16 protein-coding genes and 2 riboswitches are annotated in these 19174 nt (G+C 34.6%); of the genes, 6 read left to right on the forward strand and 10 right to left on the reverse strand.

Annotated features, from left to right (window positions below; all coding sequences use genetic code 11):
- Position 1: 1 nt before the first annotated feature.
- The 5 genes from V1503_RS08230 to V1503_RS08250 all read right to left on the reverse strand — a co-directional run bounded on the left by V1503_RS08230 (position 2) and on the right by V1503_RS08250 (position 8251).
- A complete protein-coding gene (locus V1503_RS08230; protein WP_214484475.1) occupies positions 2 to 1324 on the reverse strand; it encodes an NCS2 family permease in 1323 nt (440 codons plus the stop codon).
- Positions 1325 to 1523: 199 nt separating this feature from the next.
- A riboswitch (purine riboswitch) is annotated at positions 1524 to 1625 on the reverse strand.
- 137 nt (positions 1626 to 1762) lie between these two features.
- Positions 1763 to 3301: a glutamine-hydrolyzing GMP synthase gene (guaA, locus tag V1503_RS08235; RefSeq protein WP_410626206.1), complete on the reverse strand. Its 1539-nt coding sequence runs from the start codon at positions 3299 to 3301 to the stop codon at positions 1763 to 1765.
- Positions 3302 to 3716: 415 nt separating this feature from the next.
- Positions 3717 to 3818, reverse strand: a riboswitch (purine riboswitch).
- Between the two features lie 100 nt (positions 3819 to 3918).
- Positions 3919 to 6069, reverse strand: coding sequence for a transglutaminase TgpA family protein (locus tag V1503_RS08240; protein WP_410626208.1), 2151 nt, complete (start codon positions 6067 to 6069; stop codon positions 3919 to 3921).
- The gene (locus V1503_RS08245; RefSeq protein WP_410626210.1) at positions 6066 to 7283 is read right to left on the reverse strand and encodes a DUF58 domain-containing protein; all 1218 of its coding nucleotides are present in this window, start codon (positions 7281 to 7283) and stop codon (positions 6066 to 6068) included. Before V1503_RS08245 ends, V1503_RS08240 begins: the two co-directional genes overlap by 4 nt.
- Before the next feature lie 2 nt (positions 7284 to 7285).
- Positions 7286 to 8251 carry an AAA family ATPase gene (locus tag V1503_RS08250; RefSeq protein WP_214484471.1) on the reverse strand — a complete coding sequence of 322 codons (966 nt, stop codon included), beginning with the start codon at positions 8249 to 8251 and terminating at the stop codon, positions 7286 to 7288.
- Between the two features lie 287 nt (positions 8252 to 8538).
- Between V1503_RS08250 and V1503_RS08255 the strand changes: the two genes are divergently transcribed.
- Entirely contained in the window at positions 8539 to 8757 is a 219-nt protein-coding gene (locus V1503_RS08255; protein ID WP_320211409.1) for a YuzF family protein, read from the forward strand.
- 14 nt (positions 8758 to 8771) lie between these two features.
- Entirely contained in the window at positions 8772 to 9662 is an 891-nt protein-coding gene (locus V1503_RS08260) for a manganese catalase family protein (protein ID WP_320259712.1), read from the forward strand.
- A 657-nt stretch (positions 9663 to 10319) separates the two neighbouring features.
- Here V1503_RS08260 and V1503_RS08265 read toward each other — a convergent pair.
- From V1503_RS08265 to V1503_RS08275, 3 genes are all read right to left on the reverse strand, one after another.
- The gene (locus tag V1503_RS08265; protein WP_410626213.1) at positions 10320 to 11066 is read right to left on the reverse strand and encodes a DUF4405 domain-containing protein; all 747 of its coding nucleotides are present in this window, start codon (positions 11064 to 11066) and stop codon (positions 10320 to 10322) included.
- Positions 11067 to 11125: 59 nt separating this feature from the next.
- On the reverse strand, positions 11126 to 11512 hold the full coding sequence (locus tag V1503_RS08270; protein WP_320259716.1) for a hypothetical protein: 387 nt from the start codon (positions 11510 to 11512) through the stop codon (positions 11126 to 11128).
- Positions 11513 to 12321: 809 nt separating this feature from the next.
- Positions 12322 to 12765, reverse strand: coding sequence for a hypothetical protein (locus V1503_RS08275; RefSeq protein WP_410626215.1), 444 nt, complete (start codon positions 12763 to 12765; stop codon positions 12322 to 12324).
- Positions 12766 to 13570: 805 nt separating this feature from the next.
- On the opposite strand from V1503_RS08275, the gene V1503_RS08280 reads away from it, so the two are divergent.
- The gene (locus tag V1503_RS08280; RefSeq protein WP_410626217.1) at positions 13571 to 13822 is read left to right on the forward strand and encodes a YncE family protein; all 252 of its coding nucleotides are present in this window, start codon (positions 13571 to 13573) and stop codon (positions 13820 to 13822) included.
- Between the two features lie 343 nt (positions 13823 to 14165).
- Positions 14166 to 14837 carry a hypothetical protein gene (locus V1503_RS08285; RefSeq protein WP_410626219.1) on the forward strand — a complete coding sequence of 224 codons (672 nt, stop codon included), beginning with the start codon at positions 14166 to 14168 and terminating at the stop codon, positions 14835 to 14837.
- A gap of 394 nt (positions 14838 to 15231) precedes the next feature.
- Here the strand turns inward: V1503_RS08285 and groL are convergent, their stop codons facing one another.
- The gene (groL, locus tag V1503_RS08290; RefSeq protein WP_410626221.1) at positions 15232 to 16872 is read right to left on the reverse strand and encodes a chaperonin GroEL; all 1641 of its coding nucleotides are present in this window, start codon (positions 16870 to 16872) and stop codon (positions 15232 to 15234) included.
- A 99-nt stretch (positions 16873 to 16971) separates the two neighbouring features.
- Positions 16972 to 17256 (reverse strand): co-chaperone GroES, encoded by a 285-nt coding sequence (gene groES / locus V1503_RS08295; protein ID WP_320259720.1) that lies wholly within the window; start codon positions 17254 to 17256, stop codon positions 16972 to 16974.
- 808 nt (positions 17257 to 18064) lie between these two features.
- Between groES and V1503_RS08300 the strand changes: the two genes are divergently transcribed.
- Both V1503_RS08300 and V1503_RS08305 read left to right on the forward strand, forming a co-directional pair.
- On the forward strand, positions 18065 to 18823 hold the full coding sequence (locus V1503_RS08300; protein ID WP_410626224.1) for a CPBP family intramembrane glutamic endopeptidase: 759 nt from the start codon (positions 18065 to 18067) through the stop codon (positions 18821 to 18823).
- Between the two features lie 3 nt (positions 18824 to 18826).
- Positions 18827 to 19021 (forward strand): YdiK family protein, encoded by a 195-nt coding sequence (locus V1503_RS08305; protein ID WP_214484457.1) that lies wholly within the window; start codon positions 18827 to 18829, stop codon positions 19019 to 19021.
- Positions 19022 to 19174: the final 153 nt, after the last annotated feature.

Below are 19174 nucleotides of genomic sequence, written 5' to 3' on the forward strand. Positions count from 1 at the left end.
ATTAAACTAAAAATACGAAATAAAGTACAAATACGATAAATAATCCGTACATAATTGGATGTATTTCCTTCGCTCTACCTTTTATGATCATCGTAATTGGGTAAAAAATAAATCCAACTGCGATACCCGTTGCAATACTGTATGTTAATGGCATAGCTACAAGTGTTAAAAATGCTGGTACAGCAATTTCAAATTGATCCCAAGCAATTTTTCCTAAAGAAGAAACCATTAAAATACCAACAATAATTAATGCAGGCGCAGTTACCTCAGCTGTTACAACATTTAATAGTGGAGAAAAGAATAACGCAAGTAAGAAAAATCCTCCAGTAACGATAGATGCGAATCCTGTTCTTCCTCCTGCTGCTACCCCTGCTGATGATTCAATATAAGAAGTTGTCGTTGACGTTCCAAGAACTGACCCTACTACTGTTGAGGCAGAATCAGCAAATAAAGCTTTACCTGCACGAGGCAACTTGTTTTCTTTCATTAGTCCCGCTTGATTCGCAACCGCGACTAATGTTCCAGCAGTATCAAAGAAATCTACAAAAAGGAAAGTTAAAATAACTAATAGCATTTGTTCAGTAGCTATGTTCGTTAAATTAAATATTGCTTCTCCGAATGTAGGCTCTAAGCTTGGTACTGCCCCAACAATTTTATCCGGAGTATCTATTAAGCCAAAGATCATACCAGCAATTGCAGTCAAAGCCATACCATAAAAGATGCCACCATTAATCTTTCTTACCATGAACATAACAGTAATAACAACACCAAAAATCGCTAGTAATGTTTTACCGTTCGTTAAGTCACCTAGACCGACTAAAACAGCATCATTATTCACAATGATTCCAGCATTCTGAAAGCCAATAAATGCGATAAACAAACCAATCCCTGCTCCAACTGCATGTTTTAACTCGGCTGGAATTGCATTAATAATCGTTTCACGCACACCCGTTAATGTTAATACAATGAAAATTAACCCTGATACAAAAACTCCAGACAACGCTGTTTGCCAAGGTATCTCATAAGTAAGGATCACTGAAAAAGCAAAGAAAGCATTTAATCCCATACCTGGTGCTAATGCAATCGGATATCTTGCAAGAAGCCCCATTAGTAATGATCCTATCGCAGCTGCTATAGCAGTAGCAGTAAATACAGCACCTGCATCCATGCGTAATTCGTCTGGATAATCAGGAATAGCTCCCAATGACAACGTGAAAGGATTAACAGCTAAAATGTACGCCATAGATAAAAATGTAGTTAACCCAGCAATAAATTCAGTTCTATAGTTCGTACCTAATTCCTGAAACTGAAAATATTTTTTCATTATATATACCTCTCCCTTATGAATGATATCGCCATATATTTGTAATAAAATACGCCCCCTAACTACTAGGGGGCGTTGACATATAGGAATAAAGAGAGAAAAGGAAATATAGACAAATAGCAAACTCCAACAACATATAAGCATAAATCAAAATATAAGTTCAATTATTGGATTGTTTGAAGTTACTATGTCCATACAATTTCATCAATTTATACCTCGTAGTCAAGCCATTTACGGTAGCTAGGTAGAAACTTTTAGCCCATATCACTAAAAATATACGACGTATTTTTACAAAATTCGGTCCTCGTTTATTCTAACAATCACAATTGAGCATGTCAATAAAAAACACGAACATTATATAAATAATGTTCATGTTTGTTCGTGATTAATACTAATTCTCTTTAAGTACCTTACTAAACAAGTATTCAGTGTAAATATTTACTCCCACTCAATTGTTGCAGGTGGCTTACTAGTAATATCATATACCACCCTGTTTACATGATTCACTTCATTCACGATTCTTGTTGATATCACTTCAAGAACCTCCCAAGGTATGCGCGCCCAGTCAGAAGTCATACCGTCAATCGATGTTACAGCCCGTATGCCGATCGTATAATCATACGTTCGTGCATCTCCCATCACTCCAACACTCCTGATATTAGGTAGTACAGTGAAATATTGCCAAACATCTCTATCCAAGCCTGCTTTTTTAATTTCATCACGTAAAATAGCGTCGGATTCTCTCACTATTTCTAATTTATCTTCCGAAATTTCTCCAAGAACTCGAATACCTAACCCTGGCCCAGGGAACGGTTGACGCCATACAACTTCATCTTTTAAACCTAACTCTGTTCCAAGTGCTCGTACCTCATCCTTAAAAAGTGTATTTAACGGTTCAATAAGTTCAAACTGCATATCTTCAGGTAGTCCACCTACATTATGATGAGATTTAATCGTTTGAGCCGTTGCTGTACCACTTTCAATAATGTCAGTATATAAAGTCCCTTGTGCTAAATAGTCAATACCTTCCAGCTTTGCAGCTTCATCGTCAAAGACGTAAATAAATTCGTTTCCTATAATTTTTCTTTTCTGCTCTGGGTCGGATACGCCTTGTAACTTCTCCATAAAACGTTGTTTCGCATCTACTTTAATGACGTTCATATGGAACCCTTCACTAAATGTTTTCATCACGCCTTCTGCTTCATCTTTGCGTAACAGACCATGGTCGACAAAAATACATGTTAATTGGTCACCGATTGCTTTATGGATTAACACTGCTACTACAGAGGAATCCACTCCACCGCTTAATGCACATAATACTTTTTTATCTCCAACCGTTTTGCGAATTTTCTCAATTTCCATTTCAATGAAGTTCTCCATTGACCATAGCTCTTTACAATGACAAACTTCAAAAACAAAATTTTTCAAAACATCATTACCATATTCAGAATGCCTTACTTCTGGATGAAACTGTACTGCATATAAATGACGAGACTCATTGCTCATCCCTGCAATAGGACACGACGGACTAGTTACATCAATTGAAAACCCTTCAGGTGTTTGAGTAACTAAGTCGCCATGACTCATCCAAGCTACTTGCTCTTTCGGCAAATTTTGAAATAGGGTTGAATCATTTTGAATAGAAATCGTTGCCTTACCATATTCACTATGGGTTGCTCCTTCAACTTTTCCACCGAAATGTTTTGTCATTAACTGCATTCCATAACAAATCCCTAATACTGGAATGCCTAATTCAAAGATTTCCTCATCACAATGATAAGCATTTTCATCATATACGCTGTTTGGCCCACCAGAGAAGATTATCCCTTTTGGGTTCATTTTTCTTATTTCTTCAGCTGTAATTGTATGCGGGTGTAATTCACTGTAAACACCCAATTCACGAATTCGTCGCGTAATTAATTGGTTATATTGACTGCCAAAATCAAGTACTACAACTATTTCTTCATAATGTTGCAAGCTTATCACCTCAATAGAATTTTTCAATCAAGTATGTTGTCTTTATCGTTTTTCAAAATCAAGGTAAAATATACCTTATGATATTGACAAATATACAGATCGTTACACAGTAGCTATGATAAATCTTCCAAAATTCAGCCTTCACCATATAAATAATTATCATATGCGATCAATGAGCACAATGATTATTTAAGGTGATGATATCTTTACTTCATAAAAAAGGCTATCTTCGCATTTATTGTTGCATTTCGTAATAAGAGCTAAAAACGATTATTTTCTTCTCAATAGATTATAACAATCTTTTAATACACATCAGTAACTCAAATATAAGTGACAAAGTTTACGAAAAGAGCCTAAAAAAAACTAGAATCCACCCTTTATTATATAAAGGCAGAAATTCTAGTTTTTTTGTACAAATAGAATTAACTGCCTTCATAGTCAGGTTATTATCGGTAACCCGGTAGAGACTCTCGAACCTTATTATCAAGGATATATGAAGGAAAAAAATACGCTGTATTTAATTGGCTGGATTTTTTCACTGCCAAACAACAAAGTTGTAGCAATAAAAATTCTCCATCTTATAATTTACACTATTCTATCAACCTACTACTACTTGGTCAAGATGCTGTCTTTTTAATTAAATTTTCCCATAATTCTACCGACTTTTCCCATTCGTCTTTTGCATTATCTTTGCGATATAATGCTCTTTCATAGCTTTTCGTTAGCTCTGTCATTTGTTGATGACCAAAATAAGAGTCGATATACCTTGCATAGGCTCTTAATGTTTGTCCCTCTTTGCGCCCAAGCCCATATACCGCTAACTGCTTTAGCAGTGCTGCATATGCCTTAAAGTAAACAACTTCATCCCTTCGGTTTTTATATAACAAAATCATAACACTCGGATACCATTTTAATCTAGTTTTTCTTAATATGAAGAACATGAGGGTCGCAGTAATAAGGACAATAACTATAGGCTTCCATGGTATTGATATATTAGAGCTACTTTCCACTTCATATTTATTTACTTCCTCTTCTTCTACTTCCTCTTCTTGTAATAGCTCTGGCTGTTGACTTTGAACTTCAGGTACATGAACCTCAGCAGCATCTCTATTAATATCTCGTCTAAAATCATATGGATTAGTAAAACCTTTTGTAGGCTCAAATGTAACCCATCCAATCTCTTCGAAATACACCTCAACCCAAGAATGGGCATTGTTGTTCGTCACTTCATAAACGTCATGTTTAATCTTTTCTCCATTCGTAAAACCCTTTACCCATCGTGCAGGAATATCCAATGATCGTAATAGCACAACCATCGATGTAGAAAAGTTATCACAATACCCCTTCATCGTCTCAAACAAAAATTGATCAACATAATCTTCTTCTTCTCCAGGAAGCGCTACATCCTCTGTTTCGTATTGAAAATTCACACTGTCAAAGTACGATTCAACAGCCTTCACTTTATCATATTGGGTTTCCTTACCTTCAGTAATTTCTTTAGCTAAATCACGTACTCTTGTTGGCAAAGTGTCTGGTAGTTGTAGGTACTTATAGATAAAACGATTTGATTCATCATATGGTTTCGCATTTTGTAAGGCTTCAACAGAATACTCAGGTAAATTATAGAGTGTCCTATAAGATGTTAAACTGGTAATCTCTGAGTCTCGCTCAACATATAATCTTTCAGTCGTTTGGTTGAACTCAAGAGGTACGCCCTCGATTGATGTCAGTCCTAGCGGATATACGATAAATGGTTGTTGTTTCATCATATTTATTTGTGCTTCTACAGGAGTTTGTTCTACACTCTCGAAAGACCACCAATCACCATACACCTCAATTAATCTATCAAATGACCGTCGTCCAGAGCTTTCAGATGAAACCCAGCCCTTTCCGGTATAGACATCCTCAGTTTCTATTCTCCAGTAATGCTTCTCACTTGCTTCTACCGTAAAAACAACCTCGTCATCAGGAATAAAAGGGCCGCCTAACTGTGAACTATCTGATGAAAACCCAACCTTTTTCACACCACTACCAGTTCCATCATTACCTAGTACATACGATTTCAAATAGGGTACAGGGTCAGGCCATTGAGGTTCAGCTTTCGGAACGAGAAAACCGACAAAAGCAGATACAGCAACAATAGCAAATGTTGGTAACAACCATTTGAAGAAAAAATCTCTTCTGTTGTTATTTAACAACTCCGTATCAACCGTGCGCTCATAATATAAAAAGCTTATCATAATTAAACCAATAACCAATATACGTACAATGGCATGTTCTGCTTCATATGGTGTAAACGTATCAATCACGGTTGTATATATAATTGTTAAAACAAAAAAGGTAAATATACGTTTTTGGTGCACAATCCAATAATGCATCAAGTAGCACATCATCCACAGCAAAATGAAAAATAGCAGACTTCGAAAATAACCTGTCATTTCTGTCCAATTACCGTCCAAAGCCATGGATATATTATATGATATCTCTTGATATATGAGATTTATCAACTCAATTTGAAAGAAGCTCCCATCTTGGTAGGTCGTATGGAGCATATAAAACATGATTAATCCAGTTATAAGTAGTGATAGCCAAAAACGAATACGAAAATATAGTAATAGAAGACATATAACTAAAAAGACAAGGAATAATGATATACTTCCAGTATCGGTAATGAGAGTCAATGGTCTGAGCCACTCCCATAACAGAAAAAGGCTAAAGGCGTATAAAACGATGTTCCTCATGTTAAAAAGTTCATCTTGACGTATCATGGTCTACCCACCTCATTAAACACATCTGTGAAACGTTCACCATATATAATCTTTGGAAGGATACGATTCTTTTCAATGCTTTCAATTAATTGAAGCTCCTCTGTTGATGGTTTAGCATCATTATCTTTAACAAGATTAAAGATGATGCTAGCGTTACTTAAAGCCATTCGTTTCATAAATTGCATCATTTCTTCGTTAAGGTGTGTAGAAATAAGCATAATTGACACTGATCGATGGTATTTTGCTATTTCACTTTCTAACTGCGCAGTAAATGCCACTTCCTCTTCGGCCTTGACTCTTGCTAAATGATGCTGAATTTGTTGCTTTTGAATTCCCCCACTTCCTAAGGGAATCTCTACGTTTTCTTTTCCTATAGAGATAAATCCGATTTGCGATCCTCTTTGTAATATTGCATTAGTCACCGAAGCTGCAAATGTAACCGAATGTTCAAATGCTACAGAACGTGACTGATCGAAAAAAACGACAATATCGTTACTTTGCTGTTGCTCAAATTCCTTTGTCATAATCGTATTTTTTCTTGCTGTCGATTTCCAATCAATCCATGAAAAGCGATCACCATTTCTATATTCTCTTACACCTGTTGTAACAGCTGTTTCACGATGAACCTTCAAACGTGAAGACGTCATACCTTGTTCAAATTGGTTTTCGCCTTGAGAATAGATCATATCAATACACTTCGGATAAACTAATATTGAGTGTTCAGCAGTATAGTTTCGCTCTTTTTCAATTAACCCAAGAAAATCACCTGTTTTAACTCTTATGTTAGACAGTTTAAATTCTCCTCTTGGAATAGACTCAATAATATATTCATACGAATAACTTCTCTTAAACCATGAAAAAACAATAATCTTTGATCTTTTTGATTGTATAGCATTGAGTAATGATGCTGGTAAGGTCTCTTCTATTAAAATATATAATAGCGGAAGTGGATATTTACGTCTTATCGTAATTGTTCCCGTTAGTTTTTCTCCTGCGATAAACTGACTTTGATTAATAGTACGTTCCACCTCAAAGAATCTGATAGGGTATATTGCTAAGATGAGAGAATAACATACAAACGGTAAAAAACTAAAAAATAAAAACCAACTAACGAAACCACCCTGAAACATCGCATATACAAATATACCTGCTAATAATAGAAGTACCAAAAAGAACTTTCCGAAAAACAGTACAAAATTATTTACCTTTTTCATAATTACCTCAGCGATCTTTGACGTTGAATAGGTATACGTGTTCTTTTAATTACTTGTTCAATGATATCCTCTGTACTTAAACCTTCGAACTTTGCTTCCGATTTTAAAATAATGCGGTGAGAAAGAACAAACTGTGCTAAATATTGTACATCATCAGGTATGACGTAGTCTCTATCATGGATAAGAGCAAATGCCTGACAAGCTTTCATAAGCGCAAGCGAACCCCTTGGACTAACTCCTAAGTACGTAGATGTATGATTACGTGTCCCTAAAACAAGGTCAACAATATACTGTTTCAATTGATCATCTACGTAAACTTCCTTCGCTTCATCTTGTAGTTGGCTAAGCTCTCCTAAATTTATCACAGACGTTAACTCATCTATCGGTTTACTTTTCTCCGCTCTTGTCAACACTTCGATCTCTTCTTGCACAGTTGGATATCCCATTTTCATTTTTAGTAAAAAACGATCAAGTTGTGCTTCAGGTAGTGGATAAGTTCCTTCATATTCAATTGGGTTTTGTGTTGCCATAACGAAAAATGGCTTTGATAATGTCCACGAAACCCCATCAATGGTTACACTACCTTCCTCCATTGCTTCTAATAAGGCTGATTGTGTTTTTGGTGATGTTCGATTAATCTCATCTGCTAAAACAATATCTCCCATAATAGGACCTGGTCGAAATTCAAATTTCATTTCCTTTGGATTATAAATAGAAACCCCAGTTACATCAGAAGGTAATAAATCTGGGGTAAATTGAATACGTTTAAAATCTGCATTAACTGATTTTGCAAGAGAACGTACCATCATCGTTTTACCCACACCAGGTACATCCTCTAGCAACACATGTCCCTCAGCTAACAGAGCAGTTAAGCTTAAGATGGTAATGTCCCGTTTTCCTATCATTACTTTTTCAATATTTTCAATAACTTTATTCAGTACTGGATGAAACGTAGCAGCAACTTCCATATTTATCCCCCTGTAAAATAAAATGTTTGATATCTATGATTCGACAATAGATGATGAAATCCTACTATTAACATATTCTATAAAAATAGCTATCTAAGTTCAAGACAATGACAATAATTCCATTATAAAGGAAGTTGTTATTTACTAGCTAGAAATATCCATTTGGTAATTAGTTTCCTTGTTAAATAATGTAATTAACGACCGTGTTATTTTCGTAATAAAATGAATGTTTCTGTCTTTCTTAACATATATATCTTAGATACATTTTGATAAAAGGAGCTGAGGAAATGAACCCTCAAAATACTCCACTATATTTGTTTGATCCATATGTTTATCAAGCCTTATCTTCTATCCGCGGAACAAATGTCGTAGTTCAAACAACACAAGGTTCATTAAGAGGTATTTTACAAACAGTTATGCCCGATCATATTGTCATTGAAGTTAGTAAGTCACCATTTTTCGTGAGAACCCAGCACATTGTTTGGATATCGCCCACTCAAGGTTAAAAGGAGGCATTACCATGTTTAAACGACTTAACCGTTTGCAAATTGCTCTAACTATACCTGAGCACGGAGATGCCAACGCTGCTGCTGCAGTCCAAGAATTACTTGGAGGTCGCTTCGGTGAAATGTCAACGCTGAATAACTATATGTATCAGTCCTTCGGCTTTCGTAATAAATCTAAGTTTAAACCCTTTTATGATCTTGTCGCTAGCATTACTGCTGAAGAGTTTGGGCATGTTGAACTGGTGAACAACACAATAAATTTATTGTCAAGAGGCATCACTTTTCCAGGAGACCCAAACATAACACCCCTTCAAAACGGCTTAAATAAACGAAATACGTACCAATATATTGCTACAGCGCAAACAGCCTTACCAGGTGACTCAATGGGCAAGGCCTGGACAGGAGATTACGTGTTTAATAGCGGAAACCTCGTACTTGATCTTTTGCACAATTTCTTCTTAGAACTAGGTGCCCGTACACATAAAATGCGTGTATATGAAATGACGGATCATCCAACAGCGCGGGAAATGATTGGCTATCTATTAGTACGAGGAGGCACACATGCACTCGCATATGCAAAAGCATTAGAAATTGCAACAGGAGTTGATGTCAAGAAAATGCTCCCAGTGCCTGATCTAGACAATTCAAAATTTGATTATGCTAGAAAATATGAAGAACAGGGATTGAATAACATCTTATACACATGGAGTGATACAGACTATAAAGATATTAATAAAATTTGGAAAGGTACTAACCCTGAAAATGGCGAGCAATTAGCAGTCATAGAGGGTACACCTGAAGGTGCACCAATACCAGACTTAGATGATATGCCAGAAGAATTTGCGCCAGGAATCGATAGAGATGATTATGAACGAATTGCTAAGAAGTTGATGGAGAATTTGTAACATATTATAGAGATTTAGAAGTTGGGGATTTTGCAAGGCTTAGAGAAAAGCAATGAAAATGATTTTCTCTCAGCCTTTTTTAACAAGAAAAAAACTCCTAAGTATTCTAAGATTGGCACACACTGTTGTTTGACCACTTCCATGAATCTTGTACAAACAAAGGAGACAGTATAGCAAGAAGACTATATTCACCTTCATCGATATAATGATATTTTTTCCTCAATTATTTGTCCAGATTAGTCTTCCCATAACACTTTTATCTTGTCTTTTATGTACTAGGTATAGTTAAATACTAATAAAAAAGCCCACCCTATAAAGGGCGGTACTAAATGTTACAAGGTGACTAAATATATACTAATGTAATTTATGTACTCCCTACCCATTTGGTGTCGTTAGGGAGCTAATAAACGATTAAATACCTCACTGTATTTTATATTATGAAAAAATATTTTTTTAATAACCTTTTATGCGGTCTGCAGACATTTACAGCATTCAAAAATACTATTTCATTAACGGTTATGTCACTTGTTGCAGCTTTCTTCCTCTAGGTTAAGCTTTGGTTGTTCACATATGTTTCTTTGTAAAACTTTGATCTCACTAGAAAAAAAAACAACATTAGCTACTTATTTTGATTAATTTTCGAAAAGTGAAATGCCATTAGGACGTCCTTGTATGTTTCTTATTCATGACCCTTTTTTCTATTAAGTTGGTATAAAAAGCAATTGAACCCAAAAGGCATGAATAGATTGTGAAGACTGGTAAAATTCCTAATATGTTAACTGAAAATAGATTTTCATGCCCTTCTGTTCCCGCACTTTTTTCAGCACCTAAACTCGGACCACTAACTAACTCCATCGATACAACAGTCAATTTAAATATTTGGACGAACAAGAAAATTGTCCCAATAAGCAACAATATACGTAAAATTTTTATCCGAGAAGGTTTACGAAAAGAAAATAGCTTCTTTAATTTAGGGTATTGGCTTCCAATTTGTTTGATCCATTGCCAATGTAATCCTAAATGAATCCCTACAATAAGTAATCCGAGGATTGACAAAATAATATGAAGAGCAAGCCAATTTATGCTTGTGAAATATCTAAAATTAGGAAAGATAACCTCGGAAATTAATAATCCACTTACCATAATAAACAACATATCTAACAACAGGGTTATATTTAATAAGTATGATAGTAAAGCTTTTCCTCTTATTCTTTTTGAGAAAATTTTTTTGCTCATCCCAATGATCCAATCTTTGTTTAAGAATAAATGAATAATTAATGCTACCGCCAATAAAATACTAGCTATTTCATGAAATGCTACACTGGTGATAGCTGGAGCAAATAATAAGCTAAATGTTATTGCAATCAATAAATCAAAACAAAATTTAAAACGATTCTTTTTCATTTTCAATCCTCCTGAATAACACCATTAATTATATTAACGAAGGTCCTTCAATTCACTAATTATAAATTTTTTAATATCATTCTAATTGCTGTTGAACAGTTTACATCATGTTCCTTTGCATAATTATTAAGTTTCTTAAAAGACTCCTCATCCAATCGAACGTGTAATGGAAAACTAAGTTTTTCTGACTTTTCTTTTCTAGGCCTTCCTCTTTTGGTTCTCCTATTTCCTTCTTCATCCATCCAAGCCTCTATCGTAACAGTGCCATACTGTTCAATTACCTGTTGACAATTATGCTTGTCCCACAGATCTTTCGCTTTCTTTTTATAAATGATAGATAGCTGAATTTCTTCATCACTTAACCCGATAAACTTTGCTTTCTTATAGAATTTTTCTTTCAACAATTGCTCTAATTCTTCGTATGAGGAAAAGGTTATTTGATTCATTTAAACACTCCTTTTTTGTGGCACAAAAATTCTAAAAACATTATAGCATTTTTTGTGCTACAAAAAAACAAAAAGGAAATATGTAAATATTTCTGTCCATATAGTAAAGGTACATTAAAGGGATTTTTGCTGATTTTATCAACCTTTTATTTGAATTCGAGAATTTTCAGTAACGGCTCCTATTTTATTTCACTAACTCTTCCCATTCTCGAAAGCCTTTTTTATATTGCTTACGTTGTTTCACACTTCTGGTTGAATTTGACAGAATTTAACATAAACATTTTTCACAGCCTTCATTCAAACCATCCTCTTTTAGCAACTAAAAGAGGACACCAACCACACAACTAAAATGCTGCAATGATTAGTGCCCACCTGCTGCCAGATAGGTATATAGGCTTCTTCTTTTCTTTTGTAATCTCCCGATCCGCTATTTTCCCATTATGAGTTTTGAATTTACCGGATGGATCTAACCTCATCTAAGTGGCTTTGCTTGTTCGATCATTAATATTGTTGTACTTATGAAATTACTTAACTTAGTTTGTTGGCTTATATCAATATCTTTCATTTTAGCGACTCGATTCACTCCTTAACTCTTCTTCAAAGCATTATCTTTAGTAAGCAATCATAACTACTGTTGCCAGTAAATTTTATTCGACCTTTACCATTCCTTTATCGTTAAACAAGGTATATGTACATGCTGGACAGTTAGCTCGATAAACTTCACCTTCTTTTATTATGTGAACATCCCTATCAAACATACACCAAAACACCTAATCCACTTGTAAATTCATAGATTTCATAATCATTTTTCATAATTTGATTTTCGGTCTTAATTGCTGTGCGCTAAAATTAACAGGTCCATTAAGGTTTATGGCTGGGTTATTTGCAAAACCAGTTAATCTATAAGTAGCACATTGATAACTATTAATTTTATCAATCGTTTGAGAAGATGTTATACTAATATCTTCTCCGCCACCTTCAATTCCTCTGATTGACCTATGAATATTGGTATCTCCTCTCCATACTTGATGAGTAAATTCATCACCACCTTGGTTGTTTAATACAAATGTCCAACTTAGCAATACAATATCACCAGGTTTTAAGTTATTTAGTGTTAACAGTGCAATTGTTGTAGGATAATTTGAATCAGTTGAAAGAGACCCTAAGTCCACATCGTTTGTTGCAGGAATATGAAATTGAAAGTCAACTATCTCAAAGCCTTCGCCATTACCTCTACACAATTGGTTACTCATTCCGTCATCTCCCTTAAATATTTTATTTATATATATGGCTGTCTAAATATTATTGTGTGGGGAGATGTCTGTAAAAGTTGTAATATAAAACTATCGATGTGTAGTTAAATTCAATTTGACTATATATTCATGCTTCTTAGATTCAAGTCTTTCACAATAACTCTTGAGTTTTCATAACATTTTACTTATACCTCCCCAATTTACCCCTGCTTATTTTGTTTAATATAAATTTTATGTTTTTGGTAATAATACACAAAAAACACTTTATCTTTACACAAGTTTTAACTGGAGGTAATTATGTTGGAAATCATTGAAAATATAAGAAATTTGTTGGTCAACTCATATTTCACCAAAGGGTTAATTTACCAATTTTTTTTTTCGTTTGTTAAATTTTTCGTTCTTTATTGGATAATAAAATTAGCTATTATTAACGGGATCAAGGAATCCAAAAATAATGAATAATAAATAACTCCTTCAATTAAAAACACCTTAAATTGGCTTACGAGGTGTTTTAAAAATGGCTGTTTTTCATTTAAGAAACAACCACGTTTCAACTAGCGTTCATGGCATCTTTTCTTCTGTACAACCATGACTTTAAACTCACTGTTTAAGGTGCTGATTTGGTAACAAGAGCAACAAAGTTAACAACAAGGACCTTTATAATTTACCAAACATAATTACTCAGGAGTTTTCTAAAACCCTCAATAGCTTTCGATTATAGTCAGTCTAAATTCCACTGTTCGATATCATACAAGTGAAACACTCATACCATAGAAATAACTATTACTTTTAAAGGTTGAATTTTTTGACAACTGCTGTAAATGATCCGAAAACTCATAGTGTGATCGCTACTCTCCCGGTAGGATTAAACTCTAATGCAACTTTTACTCCTGATGGAAAAGTTGCTTTTGTTACAAATTCAGATTCTGATACAGTTACCATCATTAAGATAAAAACTCATTCCGTTACCGCTACTATCCAACTGCTTTTCCCGCCATCTAATGTTATTTTTACCCCGGATGGGAAGTTTGCTTATGTGGTTGAAGTGTCCTCTTAATCAAAAATCAACAATTCTCCTCCACTTTAGTAACCACAATATAACATAGGATTTATAAGCTAAAATTATCCACAGGATAATCCACAAGGTCTTGACTAACTCCTATATCCCTCGAGGTAACTGAAGGTCATTACTAAAAAGCATCCTAGACTATTCCCATTCTAGTTGACTGTGTTTCTATAAAAAATTCCTCTCTAAAAAATGATATACTTTACAGCTCATTTTAACTGTCGTGCTTCCTTTATTAAGATAATCTTAAGAAATATCTACCCATAATATTAAGAATTGAATATTACAATACAAATCAAAATCAAAACTACAAGATATAAAAGGAGTCTTAATTATGAAGAAAATCATTGTAGCAACAGTGGTTGCTTCTACTATTGCATTTGGAAGTGTAACAGTAGTTACTTTGGCTTATAAGAACAATTTTTTTGATCGATTGCAAGGTGAACCTAATCAATTTTCTAAAGATGAATCTCTTTGGATGTATGATTATGAGGGCTTAAAAACGTTTGATGGCAAGTTAGTAATAAAATTTGATGGTGAAAGTGGAATTATAGATTCACAAGGAAATCAAATAAATAAGGATAACTACTACCGTATACTCGGAAAACAGGGTTTTAGTATCATAGGATATGAAGGAGATGATCATTTACCTGAAGAAGAAATGGTAAAACGAAGAATAAGCGCTTTTCGTGTAGATAAAGCTGGAAAGACTCAAGTGGAAATTAACCAAGAAATCATGGAAGGGAAATCACAAATTAATCTATATAGGGAAGCACATAAATTAGGAATTAACTTTGAAGACAAATCATCAGATCAGTTGTTAGCAGAAATAATGGATATACGAAAAAAAGGTACATTTGAAATATATGATGAGTATTATACTGCTGAAGATTACAAATGGACACTAAGGATGGCAGAAGAAAATAGGATTGAGACAGATGGGAAAACTCTTCGCCAAATAGAACAAGAATTACTTAAATATTTACCCTCCATCAAGTCCTTATGATGTAAGTTTCACTATATAAACCTATTTTTTAACTTACCTTCTCAATTTAAACTATTCACAGGTTAGATATGGAAACTGAATGAGGAGATTATTAATAATTTCAGGGCTAAATACCGATTTAACTCCACACTCGTTGAGACATACTCATACATTTAATACTTGCAGAGATTGGAGTGAATTGACTTTAAACTATGGAACTTCTTAGCATAAAGATGATGACACACCAAAACATGTTAATACACATATTACTAAGTCTATGAAAAAAGAGGCTTCCCAAAAGTTTGCTCAACTAATGGAAAACCTCTAATTTTTCAGGGATCAATGTGACTGTTTCGTGACTGTTCACGCTGACAATCAATACTAACCCAATTATATCAAGGGTTTGAGGGGCAGATTACATCATGCCGCCCATTCCGCCCATGCCACCCATTCCGCCCATATCAGGCATTGCAGGTGCGCCACCTTCTTCAGGTTGGTCAGCTACTACAGCTTCAGTTGTTAAGAACATTGCTGCAACAGATGCTGCATTTTGTAATGCTGAACGAGTAACTTTTGTTGGGTCTACGATACCAGTGTCGATCATGTTAACCCACTCGCCAGTTGCTGCGTTGAAGCCTACGCCAACTTCTTCACGTTTTAGACGATCTACAACGACAGATCCTTCTAAGCCAGCGTTGTGAGCGATTTGTCTAATTGGCTCTTCAAGTGCACGTAAGACGATATTTACACCAGTAGCTGTATCTCCGTCAGCTTCAATTGCTGATACTTTGCTGTATACATTTACTAGTGCAGTACCACCACCAGAAACAATACCTTCTTCAACAGCTGCGCGCGTTGCATTTAAAGCATCTTCGATACGTAGCTTACGTTCTTTTAATTCAGTTTCTGTAGCTGCACCAACTTTGATTACAGCTACGCCACCAGCTAATTTAGCTAAGCGCTCTTGTAATTTTTCTTTATCAAATTCAGAAGTTGTTTCTTCTAATTGTGTACGAATTTGGTTTACGCGAGCTGCAATTTTATCAGATGCTCCAGTACCTTCAACAATTGTTGTATTTTCTTTTGTTACAACAACTTTTGAAGCACGACCTAATTGAGCAACAGTAGTAGCTTTCAAGTCTAATCCTAAGTCTTCAGTGATTACTTCAGCACCAGTTAGGATAGAGATATCTTCTAGCATTGCTTTACGACGGTCACCAAATCCAGGAGCTTTAACAGCTACTGCATTAAATGTACCACGAAGTTTGTTTACTACTAGTGTAGCTAAAGCTTCGCCTTCTACATCTTCAGCAATCATTAAAAGTGGTTTACCTTGTTGAACAACTTGCTCTAATACAGGTAACACTTCTTGGATATTAGCAATTTTCTTATCAGTGATTAAAATATATGGATTTTCTAATACAGCTTCCATTTTATCTGAATCAGTAACCATGTATGGAGAAGCATATCCACGGTCAAATTGCATACCTTCAACAACTTCTAATTCAGTTGCGAAGCCTTTTGATTCTTCAATAGTGATAACACCATCATTACCAACGCGTTCCATAGCTTCTGCAATTAATTGACCTACTTCTTCATCAGATGAAGAAATTGCAGCTACTTGAGAAATTGATTCTTTACCCTCAATCTGTTTTGAGATTGCTTTAAGCTCTTCAACTGCAACTTTAGTAGCTTTCTCAATTCCTTTACGAACGCCCATAGGGTTTGCACCAGCAGTTACGTTTTTAAGACCTTCAGTAATCATTGCTTGTGCTAAAACAGTTGCTGTAGTAGTACCGTCACCAGCTACATCATTTGTTTTACTAGCTACTTCAGCAACTAGCTTTGCACCCATGTTTTCAAATGCATCTTCTAATTCGATTTCTTTTGCAATTGTAACACCATCATTTGTAATTAATGGAGAACCAAATTTTTTCTCTAATACTACATTACGTCCTTTAGGTCCTAATGTAACTTTTACAGCATTAGCTAGTGCATCTACTCCACTTAGCATAGAACGGCGTGCTTCTTCGCTAAATTTAATATCTTTTGCCATATTGTTTTACCTCCTCAAATTTTCCTAATCTATTAAATAATGTTCAATCCGTATGCTGTTGAACATCACACATTATGTTAAGTACAAAGGTGGATAAATTTAGCTAAGTACAGCTAAAATATCGCTTTCACGTACGATTAAGTATTCGTTACCGTCAGATTTTACTTCAGTACCAGCATATTTTGAGAAGATGATACTATCACCTACAGCTACTTCAAGAGCTACACGCTCACCGCTGTCTAATACTCGACCAGAACCAACAGCTACAACTTTTCCTTCTTGAGGCTTTTCCTTTGCAGTATCCGGTAATACGATACCACTTGCAGTCTTTTCTTCTGTTTCTTCAATTTGAATAACAACACGATCACCTAATGGCTTTAACAAGTGAAACAACCTCCTCAAATAATTTAAATGGTATTATTTTTCAATATTCTTCTATTAGCACTCGCTATACTTGAGTGCTAACACAACTATTATATTAATGAATCTCACATGTTTTTGCAAGTCTAAAGCAGAAAAAAATTCCTAATTTCATATATACCCCATAAATAGACAAGTTCTCCCTTGTATAACCACAACATTCGTCCTACTTTTATAAGGCTCTCTTCGTAAACTTTATTGTTATTGTGACCAGCATAAAACCATAGAAAGTGTTTTGTTCGGTTGTCACTCTAGTTAAGTACTTGGCAAAATCTTAGGATAAAAAACATCATTTATATCAACAGCGCCCTATGTCTAGGACCTTGTAGAATTAATATTACTACTATTGGTCTATTGGAACGTTAAGTAGGTTTTGCATGCTTGAAATAAAATGGATAACTTCATATGTAAATATCCTTATCATCTGACCCCTTAAAATTATGTCACAAATACGGAGGAATAAACATAAAAAACATAATATACATGAGTAAATTAGAATACTGTGATAAAATACGGTAAGTATTGTACTAACCTGTACGTATTGGACATACATTATTAATGCATATTTTAATCGGACAACTATGATGAAAATAGTTGTAAAAGCTAACAATGTCAAATCATTAAGATAAATCATTTGAATAGGGATTTTTCTTTCTGATAAAATGACATGGTGACCTCTAAAAGCTACGAAGGGGAACAAAACATTCCCAAATAACAAAATACTATTAGAGATCAAAGCAGCATGAACAAACATTTAAAGGAGATTATTTTATTGATTAAAAAAATATTTCCACCGTTCGAAAGACATTATTGGTATGTAATTATCGCGTATATTATTGTCCAATTTTCAGCGACTTTAGGTGTGCCATTATTAGAAATTTTAGGTGTAGGCGAAAAAGCACAATCAAATGATATTGCAATAGTCATTAGGGTTGGTTATTGGGCCGTAATTAGCTTTATCCTCGGATTAATGATAATTCTCTTCATTATGAAAAAAGATATGATTAATAGAGTGATTCCTGAAGATTATCCCTCTACTGGTAAAGCCATTTTCTGGTCAATCGCAGGTATTTTCCTTGCGTTATTTGCACAATCTTTAGCAGCAAATATTGAAATGTTACTTGGAATTAATCCGGGCTCAGAAAATACTGAAGTGCTTATCGGAATTTTTGAATTAGTCCCGTTATTCATTATTGTCACTTCAATCATTGCACCAATATTAGAGGAAATCATTTTTAGAAAGATCATATTTGGCTCGTTGTATAAGAAGTATAATTTTTGGATATCAGCACTTATTAGTTCTGTCATATTTGCCCTAGTTCATGGCGAACCAGAGCATATTCTCATATACAGTTCAATGGGATTTACTTTTGCCTTTCTTTATGTGAAAACAAAAAGAATACTCGTACCTATTATTGCACACGTTTCAATGAATACATTTGTGGTCTTAATACAAACTATCTACAAGGATGACATTGAACAAATGCGACAACAACTGGAACAAATGCAGTCGATTATTGGAGGACTTTAACATATGCGCCGCTCACCTTTATTTTTTGGATTTATATATAGTTTTATAGGGATCGTTTTCACATATCTCGCAATTCAATCAGCTCAAGAAACAATTTGGAATTTCCCCACTCTCATATTGTCTTTTGTAGCCACTCTTGATTTTGGAGTGGCTATTCGTATGTTTATCTTTCATAACAAACTGAAAAAAATAAAATAGTTAAAACAACCTTCCTAGTTAATGGGAAGGTTGTTTTATTCTATGGCTGTTATCACATTATTTGTTGCTTTTCGTAATAAGAGCAAACACGAATATGTTTGGGAGACCTTTTCTTCTCTATATACATATCAGTTATTCAAAATACCTTTCTCT

Source organism: Nanhaiella sioensis (assembly GCF_046557775.1).
Lineage (GTDB): Bacteria > Bacillota > Bacilli > Bacillales > SM2101 > Nanhaiella > Nanhaiella sioensis.